At 64.6% G+C, this 23,914-nt stretch carries 21 protein-coding genes; 11 read left to right on the forward strand and 10 right to left on the reverse strand.

The window, feature by feature from the left end; all coding sequences use genetic code 11:
- Positions 1-4: 4 nt before the first annotated feature.
- Positions 5-904 carry a LysR family transcriptional regulator gene (locus AC1RBA_RS14125; protein WP_492418705.1) on the reverse strand — a complete coding sequence of 300 codons (900 nt, stop codon included), beginning with the start codon at positions 902-904 and terminating at the stop codon, positions 5-7.
- A gap of 127 nt (positions 905-1,031) precedes the next feature.
- Here AC1RBA_RS14125 and msuE point away from each other — a divergent pair, with 127 nt between their 5' ends.
- The 3 genes from msuE (at position 1,032) to AC1RBA_RS14140 (ending at position 3,717) form a co-directional block, all read left to right on the forward strand.
- Positions 1,032-1,613: an FMN reductase gene (gene msuE / locus AC1RBA_RS14130; RefSeq protein ID WP_492418707.1), complete on the forward strand. Its 582-nt coding sequence runs from the start codon at positions 1,032-1,034 to the stop codon at positions 1,611-1,613.
- 70 nt (positions 1,614-1,683) lie between these two features.
- Positions 1,684-2,664 carry a DUF1852 domain-containing protein gene (locus tag AC1RBA_RS14135; RefSeq protein ID WP_492418709.1) on the forward strand — a complete coding sequence of 327 codons (981 nt, stop codon included), beginning with the start codon at positions 1,684-1,686 and terminating at the stop codon, positions 2,662-2,664.
- Between the two features lie 24 nt (positions 2,665-2,688).
- The gene (locus AC1RBA_RS14140) at positions 2,689-3,717 is read left to right on the forward strand and encodes a methionine synthase (RefSeq protein WP_492418710.1); all 1,029 of its coding nucleotides are present in this window, start codon (positions 2,689-2,691) and stop codon (positions 3,715-3,717) included.
- Between the two features lie 112 nt (positions 3,718-3,829).
- Here the strand turns inward: AC1RBA_RS14140 and AC1RBA_RS14145 are convergent, their stop codons facing one another.
- Positions 3,830-5,509, reverse strand: coding sequence for a methyl-accepting chemotaxis protein (locus AC1RBA_RS14145; protein ID WP_492418712.1), 1,680 nt, complete (start codon positions 5,507-5,509; stop codon positions 3,830-3,832).
- A 268-nt stretch (positions 5,510-5,777) separates the two neighbouring features.
- Here AC1RBA_RS14145 and AC1RBA_RS14150 point away from each other — a divergent pair, with 268 nt between their 5' ends.
- Positions 5,778-8,207 (forward strand): DUF3772 domain-containing protein, encoded by a 2,430-nt coding sequence (locus AC1RBA_RS14150; protein WP_070223322.1) that lies wholly within the window; start codon positions 5,778-5,780, stop codon positions 8,205-8,207.
- 9 nt (positions 8,208-8,216) lie between these two features.
- Here AC1RBA_RS14150 and AC1RBA_RS14155 read toward each other — a convergent pair whose 3' ends face one another.
- The gene (locus AC1RBA_RS14155; protein ID WP_492418714.1) at positions 8,217-8,705 is read right to left on the reverse strand and encodes a DUF2938 domain-containing protein; all 489 of its coding nucleotides are present in this window, start codon (positions 8,703-8,705) and stop codon (positions 8,217-8,219) included.
- Between the two features lie 63 nt (positions 8,706-8,768).
- On the opposite strand from AC1RBA_RS14155, the gene AC1RBA_RS14160 reads away from it, so the two are divergent.
- The 4 genes from AC1RBA_RS14160 to AC1RBA_RS14175 all read left to right on the forward strand — a co-directional run bounded on the left by AC1RBA_RS14160 (position 8,769) and on the right by AC1RBA_RS14175 (position 12,789).
- The gene (locus tag AC1RBA_RS14160) at positions 8,769-9,413 is read left to right on the forward strand and encodes an ArsR/SmtB family transcription factor (protein WP_070223320.1); all 645 of its coding nucleotides are present in this window, start codon (positions 8,769-8,771) and stop codon (positions 9,411-9,413) included.
- Entirely contained in the window at positions 9,410-9,925 is a 516-nt protein-coding gene (locus tag AC1RBA_RS14165) for a ClbS/DfsB family four-helix bundle protein (protein WP_275527878.1), read from the forward strand. The genes AC1RBA_RS14160 and AC1RBA_RS14165 overlap by 4 nt, the downstream gene beginning before the upstream one ends.
- Before the next feature lie 96 nt (positions 9,926-10,021).
- The gene (locus tag AC1RBA_RS14170) at positions 10,022-11,737 is read left to right on the forward strand and encodes an NAD+ synthase (protein WP_492418716.1); all 1,716 of its coding nucleotides are present in this window, start codon (positions 10,022-10,024) and stop codon (positions 11,735-11,737) included.
- A complete protein-coding gene (locus AC1RBA_RS14175; protein WP_492418718.1) occupies positions 11,734-12,789 on the forward strand; it encodes a bifunctional nicotinamide-nucleotide adenylyltransferase/Nudix hydroxylase in 1,056 nt (351 codons plus the stop codon). Before AC1RBA_RS14170 ends, AC1RBA_RS14175 begins: the two co-directional genes overlap by 4 nt.
- Positions 12,790-12,811: 22 nt before the next feature.
- Here the strand turns inward: AC1RBA_RS14175 and AC1RBA_RS14180 are convergent, their stop codons facing one another.
- Both AC1RBA_RS14180 and AC1RBA_RS14185 read right to left on the reverse strand, forming a co-directional pair.
- Entirely contained in the window at positions 12,812-13,645 is an 834-nt protein-coding gene (locus AC1RBA_RS14180) for a hypothetical protein (RefSeq protein WP_162995800.1), read from the reverse strand.
- Between the two features lie 115 nt (positions 13,646-13,760).
- Positions 13,761-14,663: a LysR family transcriptional regulator gene (locus tag AC1RBA_RS14185; RefSeq protein ID WP_070223312.1), complete on the reverse strand. Its 903-nt coding sequence runs from the start codon at positions 14,661-14,663 to the stop codon at positions 13,761-13,763.
- 121 nt (positions 14,664-14,784) lie between these two features.
- Here AC1RBA_RS14185 and AC1RBA_RS14190 point away from each other — a divergent pair, with 121 nt between their 5' ends.
- From AC1RBA_RS14190 to AC1RBA_RS14200, 3 genes are all read left to right on the forward strand, one after another.
- On the forward strand, positions 14,785-16,206 hold the full coding sequence (locus tag AC1RBA_RS14190) for an MFS transporter (protein WP_492418720.1): 1,422 nt from the start codon (positions 14,785-14,787) through the stop codon (positions 16,204-16,206).
- Positions 16,203-16,613, forward strand: a complete 411-nt coding sequence (locus AC1RBA_RS14195; RefSeq protein WP_492418722.1) for a DUF4440 domain-containing protein — start codon at positions 16,203-16,205, stop codon at positions 16,611-16,613. Before AC1RBA_RS14190 ends, AC1RBA_RS14195 begins: the two co-directional genes overlap by 4 nt.
- A gap of 112 nt (positions 16,614-16,725) precedes the next feature.
- A complete protein-coding gene (locus tag AC1RBA_RS14200; protein WP_099408196.1) occupies positions 16,726-17,070 on the forward strand; it encodes a hypothetical protein in 345 nt (114 codons plus the stop codon).
- A 25-nt stretch (positions 17,071-17,095) separates the two neighbouring features.
- Here AC1RBA_RS14200 and AC1RBA_RS14205 read toward each other — a convergent pair whose 3' ends face one another.
- The 5 genes from AC1RBA_RS14205 to AC1RBA_RS14225 form a co-directional block, all read right to left on the reverse strand.
- A complete protein-coding gene (locus tag AC1RBA_RS14205) occupies positions 17,096-17,671 on the reverse strand; it encodes a DUF1349 domain-containing protein (protein WP_492402488.1) in 576 nt (191 codons plus the stop codon).
- Positions 17,672-17,696: 25 nt separating this feature from the next.
- Positions 17,697-19,085: an efflux transporter outer membrane subunit gene (locus AC1RBA_RS14210; RefSeq protein ID WP_492418724.1), complete on the reverse strand. Its 1,389-nt coding sequence runs from the start codon at positions 19,083-19,085 to the stop codon at positions 17,697-17,699.
- Positions 19,082-22,174 carry a MexW/MexI family multidrug efflux RND transporter permease subunit gene (locus AC1RBA_RS14215; RefSeq protein WP_492418726.1) on the reverse strand — a complete coding sequence of 1,031 codons (3,093 nt, stop codon included), beginning with the start codon at positions 22,172-22,174 and terminating at the stop codon, positions 19,082-19,084. The genes AC1RBA_RS14210 and AC1RBA_RS14215 overlap by 4 nt, the downstream gene beginning before the upstream one ends.
- Before the next feature lie 12 nt (positions 22,175-22,186).
- On the reverse strand, positions 22,187-23,287 hold the full coding sequence (locus AC1RBA_RS14220) for an efflux RND transporter periplasmic adaptor subunit (protein ID WP_492418728.1): 1,101 nt from the start codon (positions 23,285-23,287) through the stop codon (positions 22,187-22,189).
- 83 nt (positions 23,288-23,370) lie between these two features.
- Positions 23,371-23,853, reverse strand: coding sequence for a DUF2165 family protein (locus AC1RBA_RS14225; RefSeq protein WP_492418729.1), 483 nt, complete (start codon positions 23,851-23,853; stop codon positions 23,371-23,373).
- Positions 23,854-23,914: the final 61 nt, after the last annotated feature.

Consider the following 23,914-nt stretch of genomic DNA (forward strand, 5'->3'; position numbering starts at 1 on the left):
GTGCTTAGCTTCGCGGCGCAATGACAGGCTGGCGCGCCAGTGCGATGAAGGCGCGCACGTAGTCGATGGCGGTGTCCGTCTCGCGTGCGCCCAAGAAGATCTGCTTGGCGATGCCGCGCGCGCCCAGGCGCACCGGTACCACGTCCATCTTGGCCGCGTATTCCTCGACCAGCCAGCGCGGCAGGGCGGCTACGCCGCGGCCGCTGGCCACCATCTGCAGCATGATGTCGGTCGTTTCGATGGCTTTGTGGCGCTTGGGTGTGACACCGGCCGGCAAGAGGAATTGATTGTAAATATCCAGGCGCTCGATGTCGACGGGGTAGCTGATGAGCACTTCCTGCGTCAGTTGCCGGGGCTGCACATACGCCGCTGAAGCGAGTGCATGGCCCTTGGCCACGACGAGCACCTGCTCGTAGTCGAACACGGGTTCGAAGGCCAGCCCCGGCTTGTACAGCGGGTCGGGCGTGACCAGCAGGTCGATCTCGTAGCCGAACAGCGCGCCGATGCCGCCGAACTGGAACTTCTGCTTGACGTCCACATCCACGTCGGGCCAAGCGGTCAGATACGGCGACACCACTTTGAGCAGCCATTGGTAGCAGGGGTGGCATTCCATGCCGATGCGCAACGCACCGCGCTCGCCCTGCGCGAACTGGCCCAGGCGTTCTTCGGCCAGGTCCAGTTGCGGCAGCACCCGGTTCGCCACCGCCAGCAGATACTGGCCGGCCTGCGTCAGGCGCAAATTTCTCCCTTCGCGCAGCCAGACGTCGGTGCCTAGCTGCTGTTCCAGCTTCTTCATGCTGTGGCTCAAGGCCGACTGGGTCAGGTGCAGCACGCCTGCGGCGGCCGTCAACGAGCCTTGTTTTTCGACCTGCTGGACGATGCTGAGGTGGATGCGTTCAAGCATTGGAATGAGCCATATTCATGGATGTATGAAATATGACCATTATACTTCATCGATTTCCCCCGCTATCATCCACTTCCCTGTTGCCGGCGTTCTTCGCCTTCGCGCATCCATCCCTATGAAAGCAACCATGACACGTCCATTGCGTATAGTCGCCGTTTCCGGCGGGCTGCAACGCCCTTCCAAGGCGGCAGCCCTGGCCGAGCACCTGATGGACCTGATCGCCGACGAAGTGCTGTGCGAACAACGCCTGGTCGAACTGGGTCAGCTGGCGCCGCAGCTGGCCGGCGCCGTCTGGCGCTCGCAGCTGCCCGAGACGGTGGAGCGGGAACTTGCGGCGGTCGAGCAAGCCGACATCGTGGTGGTGGCAACCCCGGTCTATCGCGGCGCCTACACGGGGCTGTTCAAGCACTTCTTCGACTTCATTCATCAGGATGCCTTGATCGACAAGCCCGTCCTGCTGGCGGCCACCGGTGGCAGCGAGCGCCATGCCCTGATGATCGACCACCAGTTACGGCCGCTGTTCAGCTTTTTCCAGGCACGCACCTTGCCGCTGGGCGTCTATGCGACCGACAAGGATTTCCTCGACTACCGTCTGCAGGACGAGGCGCTGCTCCAGCGGGCCGCACTGGCGGTGCAACGGGCCTTGCCCGTGATCGCATTGACGCGCCATGCGAGCTCGGCCACGGCTGACGAGCTGGCCGTAGCCTGAGACGCATCACCGCGGGTACCAAGCAATTAACACATTCACCTTTTCGCAGAAATCAGGACAGCAGATCACCATGAGCAACGACTTTGTATTCAGCATCAAGAGCATTGTTTTCGATGAAAACTATCACCCATCGGACACTACGCGCCTGACGACCAACTTTGCCAATCTGGCCAGGGGAAAGAGCCGCCAGGAGAACTTGCGCAACACCCTGAAAATGATCGACAGCCGCTTCAACAGCCTGGCGCACTGGGACAACCCGAACGCTGACCGTTACTCTGTCGAGCTCGAAATCATTTCCGTCGAGCTGAATATCGATGTCAAAGGCGGCAATATCCCGTTGATCGAGATATTGAAGCCGAATATCCTGGATAAAAAAACCGGACAACGCATCGACGGCATTGCGGGGAATAACTTCTCCTCTTACGTGCGCGATTACGACTTCAGCGTGCTGCTGCCAGAACACAACAACAATCAATCCGCATTCAGCGCACCAGATGACTTCGGCGATTTTCATGGCAAGCTGTTCAAGCACTTTGTCAGATCCGATGCTTATCAAGAGCGTTTCAGCAAGCCGCCGGTCATCTGCCTCAGCGCTTCGAGCAGCAAGACCTATCAGCGGACGGAAAACCAGCACCCCATCCTGGGCGTTGAGTATCAGCAAAACGAGTTCTCCTCGACGGATGCCTATTTCGAGAAAATGGGGATGCAGGTGCGCTATTTCATGCCGCCAAACAGCGCCGCACCGCTGGCGTTTTATTTTATCGGCGACCTGCTGGCTGACTACAGCAATCTGGAGCTGATCGGCACCATCAGCACGATGGAAACCTTTCAAAAGATCTATCGGCCCGAGATTTACAACGCCAATGCCGCGGCGGGGAAATGCTATCAGCCCAGCCTGAAGAATCAGGATTATTCACTGACGCAAATTGTCTATGACCGGGAAGAGCGCAGCCAGCTGGCTGTCAAGCAGGGCAAATATACGGAAGAGCACTTCATCAAGCCATACAAGCATGTTCTTGAACAATGGGCTGCCGCCACGCTCGCTGATTAATCCAAATACACGAAATCGCTGATCATGAAAAAATTATTGCCTACATCAACCGCCGGCAGCTTGCCCAAACCTTCCTGGCTGGCGCAGCCTGAAAAACTCTGGTCGCCGTGGAAATTACAGGACGAGGAGTTAATCGAGGGCAAACAGGATGCGCTGCGTTTATCGCTGCAGGAGCAGCAGCAGGCAGGCATCGATATCGTCAGCGATGGCGAGCAAACCCGCCAGCATTTTGTCACCACGTTTATCGAGCATCTGAGCGGCGTCGATTTTGACAAACGCGAGACCGTCCGAATCCGTGACCGCTACGATGCGAGCGTGCCGACCGTCGTGGGCGCCGTGAGCCGCAGCAAGCCGGTGTTTGTCGATGACGCCAGATTTTTACGTCAGCAGACCACGCAGCCGATCAAATGGGCGCTGCCGGGTCCCATGACGATGATCGATACGCTGTATGACAGCCACTATAAAAGCCGCGAAAAACTGGCCTGGGAATTCGCCAAGATCCTCAATCAGGAAGCGCGGGAACTGGAGGCGGCCGGCGTCGACATCATCCAGTTTGACGAACCCGCCTTCAATGTGTTCTTCGATGAAGTGAACGATTGGGGCATCGCCACCCTGGAGCGGGCGATCGAAGGGCTCAAATGCGAAACGGCCGTGCATATTTGCTATGGTTACGGCATCAAGGCCAATACGGACTGGAAAAATACGCTGGGGTCCGAGTGGCGTCAATATGAGGAATCGTTCCCCAAGCTGCAGCAATCGAATATCGACATCATCTCGCTCGAGTGCCACAACTCGCGTGTGCCCATCGACCTGATTGAACTCATACGCGGCAAAAAAGTGATGGTCGGCGCCATCGACGTGGCCAGCAATACCATTGAAACGCCGGAGGAAGTGGCCAACACCCTGCGCAACGCGCTGCGCTTTGTCGATGCCGACAAGCTCTACCCGAGCACCAACTGCGGCATGGCACCCTTGTCTCGTCGCGTGGCAAGAGGCAAACTCAATGCGCTCAGCGCCGGTGCGGAGATCATCCGCAGAGAAATCTCGGCCTAGCCGCGCCGTGTCAAACTTGATCGTTTATTGACATGGATCAGGTCGCGTAACAAGAAGCATCCTATGCTGCATGACGCCACAGGTGCCGAGAGGCACCTGTGGCGTTGCTGTCTTAGAACTCTTCCCAGTCGGATGACGCCGCTGTTGCCGTCGCAGCTTTCCTTGTCGCCGGCACGCGCAGGGCGACGGCTTGCTGGCGCGGTGCGGTTGGCGTGGCGACTGCCGCTTTGGTCTGCGCCTTGCCGGCGTCAAGTTTAAATACGCTCACCACCTGCGCCAGGGTCGCCGCCTGCTCCTGCATGGCCGCCGCCGCTGCCGCCGATTCTTCCACCAGGGCCGCGTTTTGCTGGGTGACGTTGTCCATCTCGCTGATGGCCTGGTTGATTTGCTCGATACCGGCCGTCTGTTCCGCGCTGGCGGACGTGATCTCTTCCATGATGTCGGTGACGCGGCGCACGCTGTCGACCAGGTCGTTCATGGTGTTGCCGGCCTGGTGCACGAGTTCGCTGCCGGCCGCCACGGTCTGGGTCGAGTCGTCGATCAGGGTCTTGATTTCCTTGGCGGCCGCCGCCGAGCGGTGCGCCAGGCTGCGCACTTCCGTGGCCACCACGGCAAAGCCGCGGCCCTGCTCTCCCGCGCGCGCCGCTTCCACGGCCGCGTTCAAGGCCAGAATGTTGGTCTGGAAGGCGATGCCATCGATGACGCCGATGATGTCGGCAATCTTGTTTGACGAGGCGTCGATTTGCCGCATGGTCGCCACTACTTGCGCGATGACGGCGCCGCCGCGCTGCGCCACGCCCGAGGCCGTGTCAGCCAGCACGTGCGCCTGGCGCGCATTGTCGGCATTCTGCTTGACGGTCGAGGTCAGCTCTTCCATGGATGAGGCTGTCTCTTCCAGCGAACTGGCTTGCTGCTCCGTGCGCGCAGACAGGTCCAGGCTGCCCGCCGCCACTTCGGACGAGGCCGACGCGATCGTTTCCGTGCCGGCGCGCACCGTGCCCACCGTGTGCGCCAGGTTGTCGTTCATGCGCTTGAGCGCTTGCAACAGTTGCCCCATTTCATCGCGCGACTGCACGGTGATATGGCTGCGCAAATCACCCGCGGCCACCGTGTTGGCCACCTGCAGTGCCGTGGCGACGGGGCCGGTGATCGAGCGCGTGATGCCATACGCCAAGGCCGCTGCGATGGCCAAGGCCGCCAGCGACATGCCGATCAGCAAGGTGCGCGTATTGGCATAGGTGGTGTTGGCGTTGTCGCCCGCCGTGGTGGCCAGGGTGTTTTGCAAGCTGATTTGTTCGGCAATCAACTGCTTGTAGACAAGCAAGACGGGACGCAGCTGGCCGTACAGGTAGGCGCTGCTGTCGTCCGCCGTACCGCTTTTGATCAGCGCCAGCAGCGCTTCCTGCCCCTGCGCGTAGCGCGTGTTGGCGTCGTTCATCTTGGCCATCAGCGCGCGTTCACGGTCCGAATCGAGCATGTTCGCGAGCTTGCCGAGATTGCCGGCCGCCGCCTGGCGCGCGGCCAGGATGGCCTCGGTCTGCTTGCGCTGGTCGGCCGGATCGGCGCTGAGCATCATGTTGCGCAGGGCAATGGCGATGTCGTTGATGTTGGCCGACACGCTGTTGGCGAGCGCAATCTTGGGCATGCTGTCATGCACGATGTGGCCGGTGCCTTGGTTGATCTTGCCCAGCATGGCAATGCCCAGGCAAGAGATGATGATCAGCATGGCGCCGATGGCGCCAAAGCCCACAGCGAGGCGGGTGCCGATGGTCAGGTTGGATAAAAACTTCATGGCGGTCTCAATACGGAGGGAATGGTCAAAAGGTCGGCGGCTGCGGATTGGGGGCCGTGCCGCCAAGCGGAGGACGATCCTAGACCTTTTTATGTGATATTTCCATAGGGCAATATGCCTAGTCGCCCCCTTGGATACACGCCGGTTCCGCCTGTTCTGCGGCTTGCGCGCGTTTTCAGCTATATTGGCAGGCACCCGCCGGGCGGCAGGCCATGACCGGCGTCGCCGCCGATTCGGCAATTTTTCCCATTTTCAGCCTTAGGTCCGCATGACTTCTTTCCGTCTCCGTTTCTTTCCCTTCCTGCTGGCGTTGTTGCTGGCCTGCTCGCTGGCCCCGCCGCCCGCCTGGGCGCAACCCGTCGATGACGCCGCCACGGCCGACCAGCGCCTCGACGGCTTGCGCAAGCAGATTACAACCATCCAGAAGGCGCTCGATGGCGAGGCGGAGCTCGATGACGCGACCCTGTCGCAGATGCGCGCCGATGCGCTGGCGGCCAGCGCCGAGGCCGACAAGGTGGCCGATGCGCTCGTGCCCACGCTGTCGAGCGTGCAGGCGCGGCTGGCCGAGCTGGGCAAGCCGGCGGCGGGCACGAAAGACGCCCCCGACGTGGCGGCCCAGCGCAGCCAGCTGGACCGCACCAGCAGCGCGCTCGATGCGCAGGTGAAATTGGCGCGCTTGCTGGCCGTGGAAGCGACGCAGGCGTCGGAGCAAGTGTCGACGGTGCGCCGCGCGCAGTTGCAGGCGCGCCTGGGTGAACGCACGGCGTCGATACTGGCCGGTTCGTTCTGGAAGCAACTGCATGCGGAATTGCCGCAGAATCTGCAGCGCCTGCGGGCGCTGGAGGGGGAATTGACGAACGCGGCAAGCGCCACGCCGTGGTCGGCCTGGGGTGGCTTGCTGGCCGGCATCGTGGCCGTGTTCGGCGCCAGCGTCTGGGCTTCGCGCTATCTGTTGGTGATCACGGCCACGCGCGTGCCGCATGGCCGTTTGCGCCGTTCGCTGCATGCGCTGGCCGTGCTGGTGCTGGCGGCGGCCACGCCGGGCCTGGTGGCCGAATTGCTGGCCATGGGGCTGCGCTGGGATGGCGGTCTGTCTGAAAAAACCTCGACTTTCCTCAGCAGCTTGATCGGCATCATCTGTTTTGCCGGCTTTACGGCAGGGCTCGGCCACGCGCTGCTGTCGCCGCGCCGTGTATCGTGGCGCTTGCTGCCCCTGCCCGATGCGCTGGCGCACCGCATGCGCAATTTTCCATCGATGTTTTCCTTCATCGTCGTGCTCGTGTGGGCCACGGAACGGGTCACCATCGTCATCAATGCGGGCTTGTCGACGGCCGTGGCCGTCAACTGCATCGTCGCCCTGGTGATGAGCACGACCATCGCCTACGGCCTGATGCGCGCCGAGCGCTGCTGGCGCCAGTTGCGCGAGGCCGATCCCGCCACCCTGGTCACGCCGCTGTGGCTGCGCTGCGTCACGGTGCTGCTGTGGCTGGCGCTGGCATCGAGCGTCATCAGCTTGCTGGTCGGCTATGTGGCGTTCGGCAGTTTTATTGCCAAGCAAATCGCCTGGGTCATCGTGGTGCTGTGCAGCACCTATCTGCTGACGGTACTGGTCGACGATATCTGCATGCTGCTGGCCTCGACCCCGCCCCCGCCGGACGCCGCCCATCCTGTGCTGGCCACGCCCAAGGCGCGCGACCAGGCGGCCGTGCTGCTGTCGGGCATCGGCCGCGCCATCGTCGTGCTGCTGGCCCTGATGCTGCTGCTGGCGCCGTTTGGCGAAGGTCCGGGCGAGTTGTTCCAACGCGTGGGCAAGCTGCAGGATGGCCTGGCCATCGGCGAGGTGGCGATCCGCCCGGCCGCCATGATCCAGGCGCTGCTGGTGCTGGTCGTCGGCTTTATCGCGCTGGGCCTGTTCAAGCGCTGGCTGCAAAACAGTTATTTGCCGACCACCAATCTCGATACCGGCATGCAAGTATCGTTCATCACCCTGTTCGGCTACATCGGCGGCGTGCTGGCCGTGGCGCTGGCCCTGTCGGCGGCCGGCATCGGCCTGGAACGCATCGCCTGGGTGGCGTCGGCCTTGTCCGTGGGTATCGGTTTCGGCTTGCAGGCGGTGGTGCAGAACTTCGTTTCCGGCTTGATCCTGCTGGCCGAGCGCCCTGTGAAAGTGGGCGACTGGGTCTCGCTCGGCGGCGTGGAGGGCGATATCCGCCGCATCAATGTGCGCGCCACGGAAATTCAGCTGAGCGACCGTTCGACAGTGATCGTGCCGAACTCGGAATTCATTACCAAGACGGTGCGCAATGTCACGCTGGCCAATCCGCTGGGTCTGGTGCAAGTCAAGCTGCCGCTGCCGCTGGGCACGGATGCGCAGGAGGCGCGCGCGCTGATCCTGTCCGTCTTTGTCGACAATCCCGACGTGCTCGATACGCCGGCGCCCAGCGTGCAGCTCGATGGCATCGACAATGGCCTGTTGTTGTTCAACGCCACCGGCTTTGCCTCGTCGCCGCGCCTGACATCGGGCATCCGCAGCGCGCTGCTGTTCGAACTGCTCAAGCGCTTGGACGATGCGCACATCGCGATCGCCAAGCCCAGCACGATGGTGCTGAGCACCTTGCCGGCGCAGCCCGAGGCGCCGGCCATGTCAGCGGTGGCCGCCGCACCGGCACCGGCGCCCGTGCCGCCGCTGACGAGCTAGCCGGACAAGTCAGCGCACGGTCGACCACAGCAGGGCCGCCAGGTACAGGCCGATGCCGAACGCCGTGTGCGCCATCAGGCTGCGCAGGCGGGCGGCCGCCGGATGCGGCGTCTTGCTGGCGGCCAGGCCGGCGCCCATGTCCGGCTGCAAGATGCAAAACGGCGCGGCCACGCTCACCAGGCCCGCCAGCAAGGCCGGCGCGAACGTCGGCCCTTGCACCCACTCCCGTCCCACCAGCGCCAGCAGCACGGCCGCAAACAGCACGCCGATCACGTAATGGGCCGTCCAGCCGAGGATGGCTTCATCGCGCACGGGCGCCGCCTGGGCGATGTTGACGTGGGTGAAGGTACCGCGCGGAAGATGGCCGAGCCAGCGTCCCACCATCGCCAAGTTCAGTGAGGGTATGCACCAGAAGCGCTTTAATGCCACCGCCCACACATCCATCACTGCCGTCGCGCCCACGCCGATCGCCAGGGCATCGAGCCAGAGTATTTGCATCGTGTCTCCCTTATAACATTCAATTGATTGCTTGAATGTTATAAGGGTGCTAGCATCGTGTCAATGAAAAATGCCGATATTGAATTGCTTACCGGTTCTGCCGGGTTTGCCCATATTTTAGGCAGCGCGCCGCGCTTGCGCCTGCTCGAGCAGATCGCGCACGGCGAGTATGCGGTGGAGCAACTGGTGGAGTTGACGGGCTTGTCCGTGGCGAATACCTCGCAGCATTTGCAACAGTTGCGGCGCGCCGGTTTCGTGCAGGCGCGGCGCGACGGCAAGCGCGTGCTGTACCGGCTCGGCAACGGCCCTGTCATGCAGTTGCTCGCTGCGCTGGACGTGTATGCGCAGCACCAGCGCAGCGAGCTGCAGGCGCTGGGCCGGGGCGACCATGTGGAAGCGATCACGGGCGACGAACTGCGGGAACGCATGCAGGAAGCCAGCATCACCGTGCTCGACGTGCGGCCCGCGCAGGAATTTGCCGCCGGCCACTTGCCCGGCGCGATCAATATTCCGTTTGACGACTTGCAGCGCCGCCTGGGCGAATTGCCCGCGAACGCGGAGATCGCCGCCTACTGCCGCGGCCCGTACTGCGTGCTGTCCGTGCAAGCCGTGGCGGCCCTGCGCCAGCACGGCTTGCAGGCGCGCCGTTTGGGCAGCGGCTACGACGACTGGCAGGCAGCCGGCTTGCCTGTTGTGAAGGCGGCATGATGGCGATCCCGAACAGCAAGCAGGAACTGGTCGACGCCATCAACAGCACGTACGCCAAGCTGATGCAGGAGCTGGCACGCGTGCCGCCGGCCTTGGCACGCGATCCCGTGCTGGAGGGGCAAGTGAAAGGCACGCGCATGAGCGTGTGCGATCTGCTTGCCTATCTGGTGGGCTGGAACGAGCTGGTCTTGCACTGGCATGCCCAGCTGCGCGACGGCAAACGCATCGAGGATATCGCCTTTCCCGCCGAAGGTTTCACGTGGAACGCTCTGGGAAAACTGGCGCAGCGCTTTTATGCCGACTATGCTGAACTGGGCATGGACGACTTGCTGCAGCGCCTGGAGCAGGCGAAAAACCAGCTGCTGGCGCTGGTCGACGCGCACGACGACGCGCAATTGTATGGCCAGCCCTGGTACACGCATTACACGATGGGGCGCATGATCCAGTTCAATACGGCGTCGCCGTATGCCAACGCGTGCACGCGCTTGCGGGCCTGGCGCAAGACCTTGTAGCGCAGCGACTGGCAGGCTTGCACGATTGCATCAGTACGCTCAGAAAACTTTTCAGGCAGGATAGTGGTTTCAAGCGGAACCAATTGAAGGATCACCATGCTGACCATCGCCCTCGCCCAGATGAATCCCACCGTGGGCGACTTCGACGCCAATGTCGCCGCCATCACCGCGCGCATGGCCCGCGCCAGCGGCGATGGCGCCGACTTGCTCGTGTGCCCCGAACTGTCGCTGTGCGCGTACTACCCGGGCGACCTGTTCGAAGATGCCGCCTTCCTGCGTGGCCTGCAGCAGGCGCTGAACAAGCTGCTGGAAGCGTCCACGCGCTGGCCGGCGCTGGTCACCGTCATCGGCACGGCGCGGCCCAACCCCGGCGTCGGCAAGCCCCTGTACAACGCCTTGCTGGCCATCCGCGACGGGCGCATCGTCGCCGAATACTACAAGCAGCTGCTGCCGACCTACGGCATCTTCGACGAGGGCCGCCATTTCGAGCCGGGCCCGCCCGGCGCCTGCACCCTCGATATCGCCGGCTGCAAGGTCGGTTTCATGATTTGCGAGGATGGCTGGAACGACGACGGCCGCACCTACGCCGTCAACCCGTTTGAAACCTTGCATGCGGCGCGGCCCGATCTCATCGTCAGCATCAACGCCAGCCCGTCCGACATCGGCAAGCGCGCGCAGCGCCACGCCGTGTTTGGCGCCGCCTGCCAGCGCGTGAATCTGCCCCTGCTGTTCGTCAACCAGGTGGGCGGCCAGGATCAGCTCGTGTTCGACGGCGCCTCGTTCGCCATCTCGCCGGGCGTCGGCGTGCAGTACGAGGCGGCCCGCTTCGTCGAGGATTTCCAGCTGCTGCGCTTTGCTGATGGGCGTTTCGCGCAGAAGGACGGCGCGGCGTTTCCCGTGCCGGACCCGGACGGCATCCCCGCCGTCGAATTTGCGCGGCGCCAGATCGTGCTTGGCCTGCGCGACTACGCGCGCCGCTGCCGTTTTACGCAAGTCGTCGTCGGCTGCTCGGGCGGCATCGATTCGGCACTGACCCTGGCGCTGGCCGTCGAGGCGCTCGGTGCCGATAACGTGGTGGCGATCACCATGCCATCCGTGTTTTCCAGCGCCGGCTCCGTCACCGACTCCGTCGCCCTGTGCGCCAACCTCGGCATCGCCCTGTACACGCATGCCATCCGCGACATCGTGGCGCAATACGAAACCGGTTACGCGGCCGCCTTCGACGGCAAGCTGCAAGGACTGCCGCTGGAAAACCTGCAGGCGCGTGTGCGCGGCACGATATTGATGGAATACTCGAACGCGTTCGGCGCCCTGCTGCTCACCACCGGCAACAAGAGCGAAATCTCGGTCGGTTACTGCACCCTGTACGGCGACACGAACGGGGGACTGGGCTTGATCGGCGACCTGTATAAAACGGAGGTCTTCGCCCTGTCGCGCCACATCAATGCCAGCGCCGGGCGCGAACTGATTCCTGCCGCCGTGCTGGAGAAACCCCCGTCGGCGGAACTGGCGCCGGGCCAGCGCGACACCGACAGCTTGCCGCCGTATCCCGTGCTCGATGAAATCCTCAAATGGCATATCGAAGGGCGTCGCCTGCCGGCGCAAGAAAGCGCGCAGGCGCTGACCCTGGTCGACCAGCTGCGCGAGACGGACGAGGGGCGCGCGCTCGTGAGGCGCATCCTCGGCATGGTCGCCCGCAACGAGTACAAACGGCGCCAGGCGGCGCCCATCATCCGCGTGCGTTCGCGCGCCTTTGGCAGCGGCCGTCAATTGCCGATCGCCGCCCACTACCCCACCGGAGACGACGCATGACCCTCGCCTATTCCGCCGACGCGGCCATCCTGATCGGCCGTTTCCAGCCTTTTCATAACGGCCATGCCGGCCTGCTGCAGAAGGCGCTGACGACGGCCGCGCAAGTGGTGGTGGTGCTCGGTTCCGCCTTCCATGCGCGCAGCCCGAAGAACCCGTTTACGTGGCAGGAGCGGGCCGCCATGATCGCCGCCACCTTGCCCGAGGATCAGCGCGCGCGCGTGCATTACGTGGCCGTGCGCGATTACTACGACGATGGCCTGTGGGCCGATGCCGTGCGGCGCGCCGTGGCGGGCGCCGTGGCCACGGCGCAGCGCATCGCCCTGGTGGCCTGCTTCAAGGACGCCACCAGTTATTACCTGCACCACTTTCCGCACTGGCAGCTGCTCAATCTGGAGATCGATCCTGGCGCACCGATAGGCGCGACGGCCATCCGCAACGTGCTGTTCGAGGCGGAAGATGTCGACGTGTCGCTGAGCGCCGTGGCGCAGCTGTTGCCGGCGGCCATCGGCCAGTATCTGAAAGCGTGGACCTTGTTGCCGTGGTACGCGCCGCTGGTGCAGGAATACCGCGCCATCGAGGCCTACAAGGCGCGCTGGAAAGTGGCGCCGTATGCGCCCATCTTCACGACCGTCGATGCGCTGGTGCAGACGGGCGGCCACGTGCTGCTCGTGCGCCGTGGCGGCTATCCGGGCAAGGGCCTGTGGGCCTTGCCGGGCGGCTTCCTCGAGCCGCGCGAACGGCTGCTGCAGGGGGCGTTGCGCGAGCTGGCGGAAGAAACCCAGCTGGGCGTGCTGGCGCCCACCCTCGTCGAGGCGCTGGTGGGCGTGGCCGTGTTCGACCACCCGGACCGCAGCCAGCGCGGGCGTACCATCACGCACGCGCATTATTTCGACCTGAAGACGCGCCAGTTGCCGGCCGTGACGGCGGCCGACGATGCGGCGCTGGCGCAGTGGGTGCCCGTGGCGTCGCTGCCGGCCATGGAAGAGCAATTCTTCGAAGACCACTTCCACATCCTGAACCACTTCCTCAAGCTCACGCAAGAGGGGCGCTGAGGGGCGCAAACCCCTCAGCGCGTCAGGAGGTCATGCGTTCCCAGCCATGCTTGATGGCCGCCTTGAAGTTGTCCCACGCCGACTGGGGATACGTGTGCTCCCACGTGGAACGCAGGTCCGCTTCCACCTCGTCCCATGGGCGGCCCCGGTAGCTGTCGCTGTTGGCCATGGAATGGCCATAGCGATAGGCGGGATCGTAGTCCTCGAAGCGCGCGCCGGTGGCGACATAGGTGGCGCTCCAGTGGCTGCGGTAGTACTGCTCGTCGTCGTAGCTGGTGCCGGGCAGGTTATCGGCGCCGGGATAGCGGCGCACGTTGGCGCCCGCGCCGGACGACGGCGGCGGCGACGCCATGTCGCTGGCAAACTGCTGCGACCCTGGCGCCTCGTTCATATTGCCGGCGGACGTGCCCTGCTGCGATGGCGCGCCGGACTGCATGCTGGCGCCCTGGCGCCTCGCGCTGTCGTCTTGCGGCGCGCCCTGCCAGCCGCCGGCGCGCCAGTGCTCGGCGTGCGCATCGATGTCGAGCGGCGCGTAGCGCTCGACGAGGTCGGTGGCGCGCTGGATATCGGCGTCGCTCGCTCCTTCCAGGGTCAGCACGACATGCCCGCGTCGCACGGCTTCCGCATAGATGTGGCGGTCGGCGTGGCTGCCGAACAGGTCCGTGAAGAAATGCTTGATGTTGTCGAGCAGGCTGTCGCTGTCGTCGCGGCGGATATTTTCCGTGGCGGAAAATTCGTCGCTGCCCGCATCGTGCAGGCGGATGTTGGCGCTGGGAAATCCCGCCGTGATCAGGTCGTGCCGGGCGCGCTCGGCCATGTCGCGCACGGCGAAAACTGCTGCCAATGTATGTGCCATGATGGTCTCCATTCGATGAACAACGTCCCTTCAGTGTAGGCCGTACACACCGAAAGGGGCGCCCGTTTGCCCCTTGGAAATCGTTGACCTCATCAAATATTGACGAATTGAAATCTCAGTCGGGCGCGCCCACGAACGCGCGCAAAAAGTCGATAAAGGCGCGCACTTTTTCCGCAATATGCTGGGTGTTCGGATACACGGCATACACGCCCTGTTCCGGGAAGACGACGTCGGGCAGCAGGCGGCGCAGGCGTCCCGCGCGCACCTCCCCCTCCACCAGCCACTGCGGCAGCAGGGCCACGCCGCAGCCGCCCAGGGCAAAGCCCAGCAGCGCCGAGGCGGAGTCGGAATGGATGGCGGCGTCGTCCTGCACGGCGAAGGCGGCGGGGCCGTCGGGTGTCTGCACGTCCCAGCGCAGGGGCGAGGCCAGGCGGCTGTGCGCCAGCCAGCGCGCGCGCTGCAAGTCGTCCAAGGTGGCGATCTTCGTGCCGGGCCGGCTGGCCAGGTAGGCGGGCGAGGCGACGGGCCAGATCGCGTACGGCTCGATCAGCGCGGCGCGGTAACTCGAATCGTTGAGGGAACCCATGCGGATGGCCAGGTCATAGCGGCCCGAGATCAGGTCTTCGTGCGACGATGAAGACGAATGCTGGATCTGCAGCTGCGGGTGGGCGGCGGCGAAGGCGATCAGTGCGGGGATCACCGTGCGGCTGCCGTATTCGACGGTGGTGGTCAGGCGCAGGGTGCCGCGTAAGCCTTGCTGGCCCTGGCGCGCCGTCTCGATGGCGCCATGCGCTTCGCTCAGCACGCGCTGGCAATCCTCGTAAAAGCGCCGCCCCACGTCCGTCAGCGCCAGGCTGCGCGTGCTGCGCGTGAGCAGCGACACGCCCAGCTCCGCCTCCAGCTGTTTCAAATTAAAACTGACGACGGCCTTGCTCTGGCCCAGCACGGCGGCGGCGGCCGTCAGCGAACCGGCGTCGACGATGGCAATGAAAATACCCAGGCGGTCAAGACTGATCATAAATAAGAAGAGATGCGGGTTGCGGGGCTTTGTCAAAATGGGTTTGACAGTGTAATCGGCGCTGGCCCGTTACGCAAATGACGATGGGCGTTTAAGCTGGCCGTTTGCCATTTGGAGCACCATGGACTATCGCAAAAAAGTGGCGGCCATCTATCTGCTGGGGTTTTTCGTCGACCTGATCAACATGTTCATCACCAGCGTCGCCTACCCCGACATCGGCCATGCCCTGCACGCCTCGGTGGCGCAGCTGGCCTGGATCAGCACCGCCTATATCCTCGGCCTGACCATCGTCATTCCCGCCAGTGCCTGGCTGGCTGCCTGTTATGGCAGCAAAACCGTGTTCATGGCATCGTTGCTAACTTTTTTATGCGCGAGCATCGGCGCCGGTCTGGCCCCCTCGATCGAGGCGCTGATTGCCTGGCGCTGCGTGCAGGGCCTCGGTGGCGGCCTGCTCATTCCGCTGGGGCAAAGCATGACCTACCAGCTATATCAACCTGCGGAGCGCCCCGGCCTGTCCTCCGTCATCATGCTGGTGGGCTTGCTGGCGCCCGCGCTGTCGCCCGCCTTGGGCGGCGTGATCGTCGACAGCCTGTCGTGGCGGGCGATTTTTTATTTGAACGTGCCGTTCGCGGCGCTGGCGCTGCTGCTGGCCGCCTGCTGGCTGCGTCCCGATCCCCCGCGCGCGGCCGTGCCCCGTCTCGACGTGGGCGGCCTGCTGGCGGGCAGCACGGCGATTTTGCTGCTGCTGCTGGGCTTGACCATGCTCGGTACGCCGGGCGAGTTGCTGACCGGCGCCGGCGTGCTGGCGCTGGGCGCCGCCTGCGCGTGGGGCTATGTGCGCGGCGCGTTGCGCAAGTCGACGCCGCTGCTCAACCTGCGCCTGGCCGCCGAGCCGCTGCTGCGCATTGCCATGCTGATGTACCTGCTGGTGCCGGGCGTGTTCATGGGCGTGAGCCTGCTGGCCATGCTGTATCTGCAGGGCGTGCTGGGCATGCCGGCCTCGACGGCGGGCGCCTTGATGCTGCCGTGGGCGCTGGCCTCGTTTGCGGCCATTTCGCTCACCGGCAAAAGCTACCGCCGCGTGGGGCCGCAGCCGCTGTTCATCGCGGGCGCCCTGCTGCAGGCGGCGGGCATGCTGATGCTGCTGCGGGTGGACTCCGCAGATCAATTATTCTGGCTGGCCGGCGCCTATGCCGTCATGGGCTTTGGCGGCGGCTTGTGCAGCAGCACGGCGCAAAGCACGGCGTTTTTGCGCACACCGGACGCGCAGCTGAGCCAGGCCAGCGCCGTGTGGAATATCAACCGCCAGCTGGGCTTTTGCCTGGGCGTGGCGCTGCTCAGCGTACTGCTCAATGGCTTGCTGGCCGCGCACGGTATCGCATCGCTGGACGACCCCGCCCTGCATGCGCGCGCGGCGCAGGTGTTTCACTGGTGCTTTGCCTTGGCCGCCAGCGTGTGCGTGCTGCCTTTGGTGCTGTGCCTGCGCATCGACAACCGCGCCGTTCTCGACCTGTTACATCACCATGGAGCAAGCAAAAAATGAATGCTACAAATCTTTATTTTGACGACGTTTTATCCACGCATGTGCTGATCCGCGCATGGCTTTCCGGCGCAGCCACGGCGCCCGAACATTGCGCTGATTTGCTCGCGCGTTTCTCGCCCGCTTTCACGATGGTGTCACCGGGTGGCAAGCAGCTCGATGGCGCTGGCCTGGCGGCGTTTTTCCGCGCCGCCGGCGGCAGCCGTCCGGGCTTGCAGATGCGCATTTCGGATCTCGTTCTGATACAGGAAAGTGCGGCCGGCGCCACCGTGTCCTACCGCGAATTCCAGTCGCTGCCCGGCGCGGAAAACACCGAGCGCTGGTCCACCGTCGTGTATGAAAAAACGGCCAGCGGCGCCCTGCTGTGGCGCCATTTGCACGAGACGTGGGTGGCGCCGGCGGCCGCGTAAAGCGGCACCGCGCGCGGCATTTTCCTACAGGAAGACTAGCCGCGCGCTGGCTGCGCAGTAGGAATTATCGGCTCAAGATGGGATTTTATCGACTATTGGCAGGAGAAGCGCAATGAACGATACCCCCTCGAAGCCCGCAGACCAGGCCCGCAATAGCGGCATGGACAAGACCGCTGCCGCGCAAGCGGATGGCGACGCCTATGCCAACCAGGGCGGCGGCAAGCCCGCCAGCGGCAATGTCGCCAGTGGCCACTGGGCGAACAATGTGATTACGCCACAGAGCCCGCCAGATGTCGTGGAGCAGGAAAACCTGCCTGGCCTGGGACAGCCGGAACACCGCGACCACGTCAAGGGCGTGGCCCAGCAGCCGCACAGCGAAGCGGGCAAGCTGGCCGATGACAGGCCGGGGCGCAACGAGTCGAAAGACGTGCACCGCTCGCTCAACCAGCACGAATAAACAGCCGTGATTTTATGCTGGAAAATCAGCTTAAATCATGCAACGCTTTTTGCAGCGCAGGACCGGTGGAAAACTGCGAAAAAACCACTTCCAGGCCACCGCGTTCCGGCGTGCAGCACATGGGCCCCACGCGGTAGTGGCTGGCCTCGGGAAACGGCGCCAGGCGCAGCAGCGGCCACAGCTTGCCATCGGTCGAATACTGCACCCGGATGACGCCCTTTTCCACCGTCACGCGCAGCCAGAAACCGTCCGGCATGGCGGGCGCGATGCTGACGGCCCAATCCGATTTATCCACCGTCAGCACGGTGCTCAACAGCAGCTGGCCGTCGGAAAATTCGACGCCGCATTTGATCCAGTGTTGCTCGTCGATGCGCACCATCATGCCGGCCTGGTCGTACAGTGCGGAATACTGTGCCGCCACGTGCAGCTGCGCCGTGAAATCGCCATCGACTTCCGTGCCGAAAAAGTGGCCGCTGTCGCGGATAAAACCATACGAGGTCTTGCGCCAGAAATCCGTGTTCGCATCCGTCGTCACGCGCAATTGCGCGCCGTCGGCGGACCAGTTTTCCGGTGGATTGAGCCAGCTGCCTTGCGTGAACATCGGATTTCCTCCTGATCGAAAAATGCTACATAGTTTGCCCCCATCCCAGCGCCTTGTACAGGGCAATCGCATCGATGTAGGATGCCGTCTCCGCCAGCAGCGCTTCGCGCCGGATATCGTACAAGGCGCGCTGGTTTTCCAGCACGGCCTGATAGCTGCCACCGCCGCCCGCATAGCGCGTGCTGGCGATGCCGAGGGCCGCGTTGCCGTGGCGCGCCGATTCCAGCAGGGAGGCCAATCGCGTCTGGTTTTCCGCCAGCTGCGTGACGGCGTTTTCCACGTCTTCCTGCGCCAATAACATCGTGTGTTCATAGCGTGCCAGCGCGCCCTGCGCCTCGGCCTGCGTGCCGCGCAAGCGCGCCTTCACGCTGTCCAGGCGGAAGGCCGGATAGCTGACGGAGGGCGCCACCTCAAAGGCGCGCGCGCCGCCATCGAACACGCCGCTGCCGCGCAGGGCAAAGAAGCCCAGGAAACCGCCGAGGCTCAGACGCGGATACAGGTCGGCCGTGGCGGCACCCACGTCTTCGCTGGAGGCGGCCAGCAGGCGCTCGGCGCGCACCACGTCGGGCCGCTGCTTGATCAGCTGATTCACGTCACCGAGGGGAAGCTGGCCCGCCAGCGGCGCCTGCTGGCGCGGTGTGGTCGCCAGCGCGATGGCGCCAGGCGCTTGCCCGCTCAGCACATCGAGCCGGTACTGCGCCTGGCGCAGGCCCGCCTGCAACGGTGGCAATGCCGCCTCGCTGCGCGCCAGGTTGGCCAGCGCGTTGTGACGTTCTTCCGGCAAGCCGCTGCCGGCGCGGATGCGCGCGTCGATCAATGCCACCGTGTCGCGCCAGCTTTGCACCTGCGCCTGCGTCAGCGCCAGGTTTTGCTGGTAGCCCAGCGCCTCGTAGTAATTGCGCGCCACCTCGGCGGCGATCGTCAGCCGCACTTGCCGCAAGTCCGCCTGCGCCGCATCGGCGCGCGCCTGCGCCGAACGGCTCATGTGCGCGAGGCGGCCGAACAGGTCGATCTCCCATTGCGCGTCGAATCCCACGCGCGTGCTGGCGCTGGCGGTGCGGCTATCGGGTGTGTCCTGCTGCACCGTGCGCTGCCAGCCCGCCTGCCCCGTGACAGCGGGCAGTTCATCGAGCCGGCGCTCGTCGAAGACGGCGCGCGCGGCCAGCAGGTTGGCCTGCGCCTGCGCGATATCGAGGTTGTGTGCGAGCGCGCTGGCGATCAGCTGCGACAGCCGTGCATCATCGAAAAACGTCCACCAAGCGGCCTCGCTGACGGCGCCCGTGCCAGCTGCGAATTGCGCTTGCTGCGGGCTGGCCAGGGTGATGGCGGGCGTGCCCGGCGTGACGTAGGCGGGGCTGACGGCGCAGCCGGCCAGCACGGGGAAAAGGGCGACAAGATAGCGGTAATTTTTCATGGGGATTCCTTCAGCGCCTGCGACAGGTCGCGGGCGCGCGGCGTGGCATGGTCGGCCGTGTGGCGGCGGGCCAGAAAGGTGTACACGGTGGGCAGCACGAACAGGGTAAAGAAGGTGCCGATCAACATGCCCGAGACGATCACGACACCGAGGCCGAAGCGGCTGTTGGCGCCCGCGCCGGAAGCGAACAGCAGCGGCACGAGGCCCACCACCATGGCGGCCGTCGTCATCAAGATCGGGCGCAGGCGGATCTGCGCCGCCTTGCGGATGGCCGTGATGCGGTCGAGCTGTTCATGCACCTGCAATTCGTTGGCAAATTCCACCATCAGGATGCCGTGCTTGCTGATCAAGCCAATCAGGGTCACGAGGCCGATCTGCGTGTAGATGTTGACGGTGGCATAGCCGAGCGCCAGCGGAATCAGCGCGCCGCAAATCGATAGCGGTACCGTGATCAGGATGATCAGCGGGTCCGTCAGGCTTTCGTACTGGGCCGCCAGCACCAGGTAGATGACGACGACGGCCGCCAGGAAGGCCAGCAGCAGGGCATTGCCTTCCGTGGCGAACTGGCGCGCGTCGGACTGCCAGTCGTAGCTGAAGCCGGGCGGCAGGGTTTTCGCCACGCCGTCGAGGAAGGCGACGGCGTCGCCCAGGGTCACGCCGGGCGCCGGCACGCCCTGGAAGGTGGCCGCGTTTTGCTGGTTGAACTGGGTCAGCATGTTCGGCTCGATCTGTTCCGTCACCGAGACGACGGCGGACAGGGGCAGCAGGCTGCCATCGTCGGCGCGCACGTACTGCTGCGTCAGGGCTTGCGCCGTGAGTCGCTGTTCGCGCGGGCTTTGCGCGATGACGTCATAGGCGCGGCCATCCATGCCGAAGCGGTTCAGATAATTTTCGCCCACCAGCACGGCCAGCGATTCGCCGATGTCCTGCATGCGGATGCCCAGGCTGTTCGCCTTCGAGCGGTCCACGCGCACTTTCACCACGGGGTTGTTGTAATCGAGGTCGCTGTCGACGACGGCAAACAGGCCGCTGTCGCGCGCGCGCTGCTTGACGTCTTCCATGGTGCGGAACAGGGTGGCGTAATCCTGCGCGCTGCGCAGCACCATCTGCACGGGCAAGCCGCCGCTCGATCCGGGCAAGGGCGCTAGCTGGAAGGCGAAGATGCTGGTGCCTTCCACGTCGCCCACGGCGTGCTGCAATTCCGCCTGGATGACGGCCGCGTTGCGCGCGCGTTCGGCCCACGGCGTCAGGTTGATGCCGCCGATGCTCGATGCCGGACCTTCGCCGCCGTTGATGATCCAGCGCGAGTGCGTTTCGGGGATATGCTTGTAGATGGCATCGAGCTTGTACGAAAAGCGCTCGACGTAATCGAGGTTGGCGTGCTGCGGCGCCTTGATCGCCGTCAACACGCTGGCCTGGTCTTCCGCCGGCGCCAGTTCGCGCTGCGGCAGCAGGTACAGGAACGGCAGACTCACCATCACCAGCGCGGCGAAACCGGCACTCAGCCAGCGGTGGTGCAGCGAGCGGTCCAGCAGGCGCGCATAGCGGCTGGTCAAACCTTCGAAGAAATGCTCGGCGGCGCGCGCCATGCGCCCTTCCGATTGTTTCGGCTGCAGCAGCAAGGAGCTCATCACGGGAGACAGGGTCAATGCCACCACGCCCGACACCACCACGGCGCCGGCCAGGGTCAGCGCGAATTCCTTGAACAGCGCTCCCGTGAGGCCCCCCATCATGCCGATGGGCGCATACACGGCCGCCAGCGTGATCGTCATGGCGATCACGGGGCCGGCCACTTCGCGCGCACCGACCAGCGCGGCGGCCACGGGCGTCTTGCCTTCCTCGATATGCCGGTGCACGTTTTCCACCACGACGATGGCGTCGTCGACCACCAGGCCCACGGCCAGCACCATCGCCAGCAGGGTGAGCAGATTGATGCTGAAGCCGAAGGCCAGCATCAGCGCCGCCGCGCCCAGCATCGACAGCGGAATCGTCACGACGGGAATCAGCACGGAGCGCAGGGAACCCATGCACAGGTAGATGACGATGACGACGATCAGCAGCGCTTCGAGCAGGGTGTGCGCCACCTCGTCGATGGACGACTGGATGAAGCGCGCCGTCTCGAACGCCAGCTCCACTTTCACGCCGGGCGGCAGGGTTTTCTGGATCTCGGGCAGCAGCTTCTTGATGCCGTCGACGATCACCAGCGGGTTGCCGCCCGGCGTGGGCGACAGGCCCAGGTACACGGCCGGCACGCCGTCCATGATGCCGCTCGTTTCCGTGGCGGCCGCGCCCAGTTCCACCGTGCCCACGTCCTTCAGGCGCACGAGCGACGCGCTGTCATCGCCGCCCTTGCGGATGACCATGTCGCGGAACTCGGCCACGCTGGTCAGATCTGTGTTGACGCTGATGTTGGAGACGACGAATTGTCCCTTCACCTTGCCCGGCGCCGCCTGGTAGTTATTGCGCCGCACGGCGTCGGCCACGTCGGCTGCCGTCAAGCCGCGCGCCGCTAATTTTGCCGGGTCGATCCACAAACGCATGGCCAGCTGCTGGCCGCCATACACGTCGACCTTGGCCACGCCGTCGATGGTGGCGAACATCGGCTGCACCACGCGCGCCAGGTAGTCCGTCAGTGCGGGCGCCGAGACGCTCTCGCTGGCAAAGCCCACGTAGGCCACGGCCGAGGAATCGCCGGCCGAGCGCTCGATGACGGGGTCAAAAGCACCTTCGGGCAGCTTGTAGCGCACCTGGTTGACCTTGGCCATCACTTCCGTCAACGCCTGCGTGGAATCGCGGTTCAGTTCCATGCGCACGGTGACGGTGCTGCTGCCCTGCACCGACGACGAGGTCAGGTAATCGATGCCTTCCACGGACGACACGGCTTGCGCGATCGGCTGCGTGACAAAACCCTGCATCAGTTCCGCCGAGGCGCCCGGATACGTGGTTTTCACCGTGATGGTCGATGATTCGAGCATCGGATACTGGCGTATCGGCAGCTGCAGGATGGCGATCACGCCCAGCATCAAAATCAGGGTGCTGATCACCAGCGCCAGCACGGGGCGGCGCACGAATAAATCGGTAAATTTCATCGTGTGCGCTCCTTAGGAACCGGCCTTGGGCGCGGCGCGCTTGGCCTCGTCCAGGGTATTGGCCACGGCTTGCACGGCCATGCCGTCGGCCAGTTTCAGCTGGCCCGAAGCGACCACGCGCTGCCCTTCGCGCAAGCCATCGATAATGGCGACACGGCCCCCTGCCCGCTCGCCCAGTTTGACGCCCACGCGCTTGACGGTGAGCGGCTGTTTGCCCTCCTGCTGCGCGACAAACACCGTGTCGCCATACGCGCTGTAGGTCACGGCCGTTTCCGGTACCGTCAGCTGCTGGCCCGCCTCGCGCGCCACGCGCACATTCGCGTACATGCCGGCTTTTAAGGCGCCGCGCGGATTGCTGAGCGCCGCCTGTACCTGCACCATGCGCGAGCGGGCGATCAGCGGGTCGATGGCGTTGATCTTCGCCGTAAAGACGTCGCCCGGATACGCGTCCACCAGCACTTGCACGGCCTGGCCCGGCGCCAGCTTGGCGCTGCTCTGTTCATCGAGGGCGAAGTTCACCATCAGCGACTTCGTGTCGATCAGGCTGGCCACCGTGTCGGCCGCGTTCAGGTACTGGCCCGCGTGCACCTTGCGGATGCCCAGCTGCCCCGCGAACGGGGCGCGGATGGTCTTTTGCGCGATCAGCGCCTCCGTCTGGCGCACGTCGCCCAGGGCCGCATCGCGCGCGGCCAGGGCGCTATCCAATTGCTCCTGCGTGGCCGCTTTTTCCTTGACCATCTGCGCCGTGCGCGCATGGCTGCTTTCCGCGTTTTTCAGCTGTGCGCGCTGGCGCAGCAGGGCCGCCTGTTCCGGCGCGTCATTGAGCTGTACCAGCACGGCGCCGGCCGCCACGGTTTGCCCCGATTCGAAGCGGATCTGCGTGATCCGGCCGCCCGTTTCGGCGGCCACTTGTACTTGCCGCGCCGCTTCCAGTTCGCCCACGCCCGCAAAAAAGCGTTCCTGCGTGCCCAGCACGACGGGGACCAGCGCCACCTTGGTGGCGGGGGAGGCGGCGGCATCGGCCGCATGCGAGTCTGCGCGCGGGGTCAGCGCGGCGCCCGCGACGGCCAGGGCGATGGCCAGCGCGGAGGCGCCGACGATTTTCGTATTCATGATGAAGTCCTTTACAGCAGTACAAAGGGAAAAGTACAAAGAGGGAAAAGTACAAAGGGAAGAAGAGGCGCAGCGGAGGCTGGTCAGGTCCGCTGCGCGTTGAAGAGTACAAACAGGGCTATGGTCCACAGCAGCAGCACCAGGTGCGTCGTCTGCAAGCCTTCCTGCGCGATCCAGTAGCCGAACCACAGGCCGCCCAGGTGCATCAGCAGCAAAAAGGTGGCCATCGCGCACAAGGCCAGGTTCAGCCAGGGCAAGCCAGCAGCCAGGCCGCCGCCGAACAACAGCGCCACGCCCGTCCAGGCGGCGATGGCGGCCAGCAGTTGCAGCGCCAGTACCACGCCCAGCGAGAGCCGGTGCAAGGTCAATGAGGTGAGCGCGCGGCGCAGCAGCGGCGTCTGGATGGTCGGGTCCTGGCGCAGCGGGTCCATGCGCATGGTGTTGCCGATGGCCCAGACGGAGCCGTGGAAGGCGTGCAGGTTGTTGATGGCGGCCAGGGTGAGCCAGGAGGCCAGGCCGGTAGCGAGGATGGAGTAAAACAGCCAGATGGAGTGAGACAGTTGCATGGGAAAATCCTGTCAAAAGAGTACCTTGCTGGCATGCAGGCGTGGAAACTCCTCGACAGCG

This window comes from Janthinobacterium sp. GW823-FHT03B06, from assembly GCF_058796955.1.

What these genes read in the sequence shown, in the direction of transcription:
- AC1RBA_RS14125 (WP_492418705.1), bottom strand. Translation starts at nt 904, where the DNA reads ATGCTTGAACGCATCCACCTCAGCATCGTCCAGCAGGTCGAAAAACAA.
- msuE (WP_492418707.1), top strand. Translation starts at nt 1,032, where the DNA reads ATGACACGTCCATTGCGTATAGTCGCCGTTTCCGGCGGGCTGCAACGC.
- AC1RBA_RS14135 (WP_492418709.1), top strand. Translation starts at nt 1,684, where the DNA reads ATGAGCAACGACTTTGTATTCAGCATCAAGAGCATTGTTTTCGATGAA.
- AC1RBA_RS14140 (WP_492418710.1), top strand. Translation starts at nt 2,689, where the DNA reads ATGAAAAAATTATTGCCTACATCAACCGCCGGCAGCTTGCCCAAACCT.
- AC1RBA_RS14145 (WP_492418712.1), bottom strand. Translation starts at nt 5,509, where the DNA reads ATGAAGTTTTTATCCAACCTGACCATCGGCACCCGCCTCGCTGTGGGC.
- AC1RBA_RS14150 (WP_070223322.1), top strand. Translation starts at nt 5,778, where the DNA reads ATGACTTCTTTCCGTCTCCGTTTCTTTCCCTTCCTGCTGGCGTTGTTG.
- AC1RBA_RS14155 (WP_492418714.1), bottom strand. Translation starts at nt 8,705, where the DNA reads ATGCAAATACTCTGGCTCGATGCCCTGGCGATCGGCGTGGGCGCGACG.
- AC1RBA_RS14160 (WP_070223320.1), top strand. Translation starts at nt 8,769, where the DNA reads ATGAAAAATGCCGATATTGAATTGCTTACCGGTTCTGCCGGGTTTGCC.
- AC1RBA_RS14165 (WP_275527878.1), top strand. Translation starts at nt 9,410, where the DNA reads ATGATGGCGATCCCGAACAGCAAGCAGGAACTGGTCGACGCCATCAAC.
- AC1RBA_RS14170 (WP_492418716.1), top strand. Translation starts at nt 10,022, where the DNA reads ATGCTGACCATCGCCCTCGCCCAGATGAATCCCACCGTGGGCGACTTC.
- AC1RBA_RS14175 (WP_492418718.1), top strand. Translation starts at nt 11,734, where the DNA reads ATGACCCTCGCCTATTCCGCCGACGCGGCCATCCTGATCGGCCGTTTC.
- AC1RBA_RS14180 (WP_162995800.1), bottom strand. Translation starts at nt 13,645, where the DNA reads ATGGCACATACATTGGCAGCAGTTTTCGCCGTGCGCGACATGGCCGAG.
- AC1RBA_RS14185 (WP_070223312.1), bottom strand. Translation starts at nt 14,663, where the DNA reads ATGATCAGTCTTGACCGCCTGGGTATTTTCATTGCCATCGTCGACGCC.
- AC1RBA_RS14190 (WP_492418720.1), top strand. Translation starts at nt 14,785, where the DNA reads ATGGACTATCGCAAAAAAGTGGCGGCCATCTATCTGCTGGGGTTTTTC.
- AC1RBA_RS14195 (WP_492418722.1), top strand. Translation starts at nt 16,203, where the DNA reads ATGAATGCTACAAATCTTTATTTTGACGACGTTTTATCCACGCATGTG.
- AC1RBA_RS14200 (WP_099408196.1), top strand. Translation starts at nt 16,726, where the DNA reads ATGAACGATACCCCCTCGAAGCCCGCAGACCAGGCCCGCAATAGCGGC.
- AC1RBA_RS14205 (WP_492402488.1), bottom strand. Translation starts at nt 17,671, where the DNA reads ATGTTCACGCAAGGCAGCTGGCTCAATCCACCGGAAAACTGGTCCGCC.
- AC1RBA_RS14210 (WP_492418724.1), bottom strand. Translation starts at nt 19,085, where the DNA reads ATGAAAAATTACCGCTATCTTGTCGCCCTTTTCCCCGTGCTGGCCGGC.
- AC1RBA_RS14215 (WP_492418726.1), bottom strand. Translation starts at nt 22,174, where the DNA reads ATGAAATTTACCGATTTATTCGTGCGCCGCCCCGTGCTGGCGCTGGTG.
- AC1RBA_RS14220 (WP_492418728.1), bottom strand. Translation starts at nt 23,287, where the DNA reads ATGAATACGAAAATCGTCGGCGCCTCCGCGCTGGCCATCGCCCTGGCC.
- AC1RBA_RS14225 (WP_492418729.1), bottom strand. Translation starts at nt 23,853, where the DNA reads ATGCAACTGTCTCACTCCATCTGGCTGTTTTACTCCATCCTCGCTACC.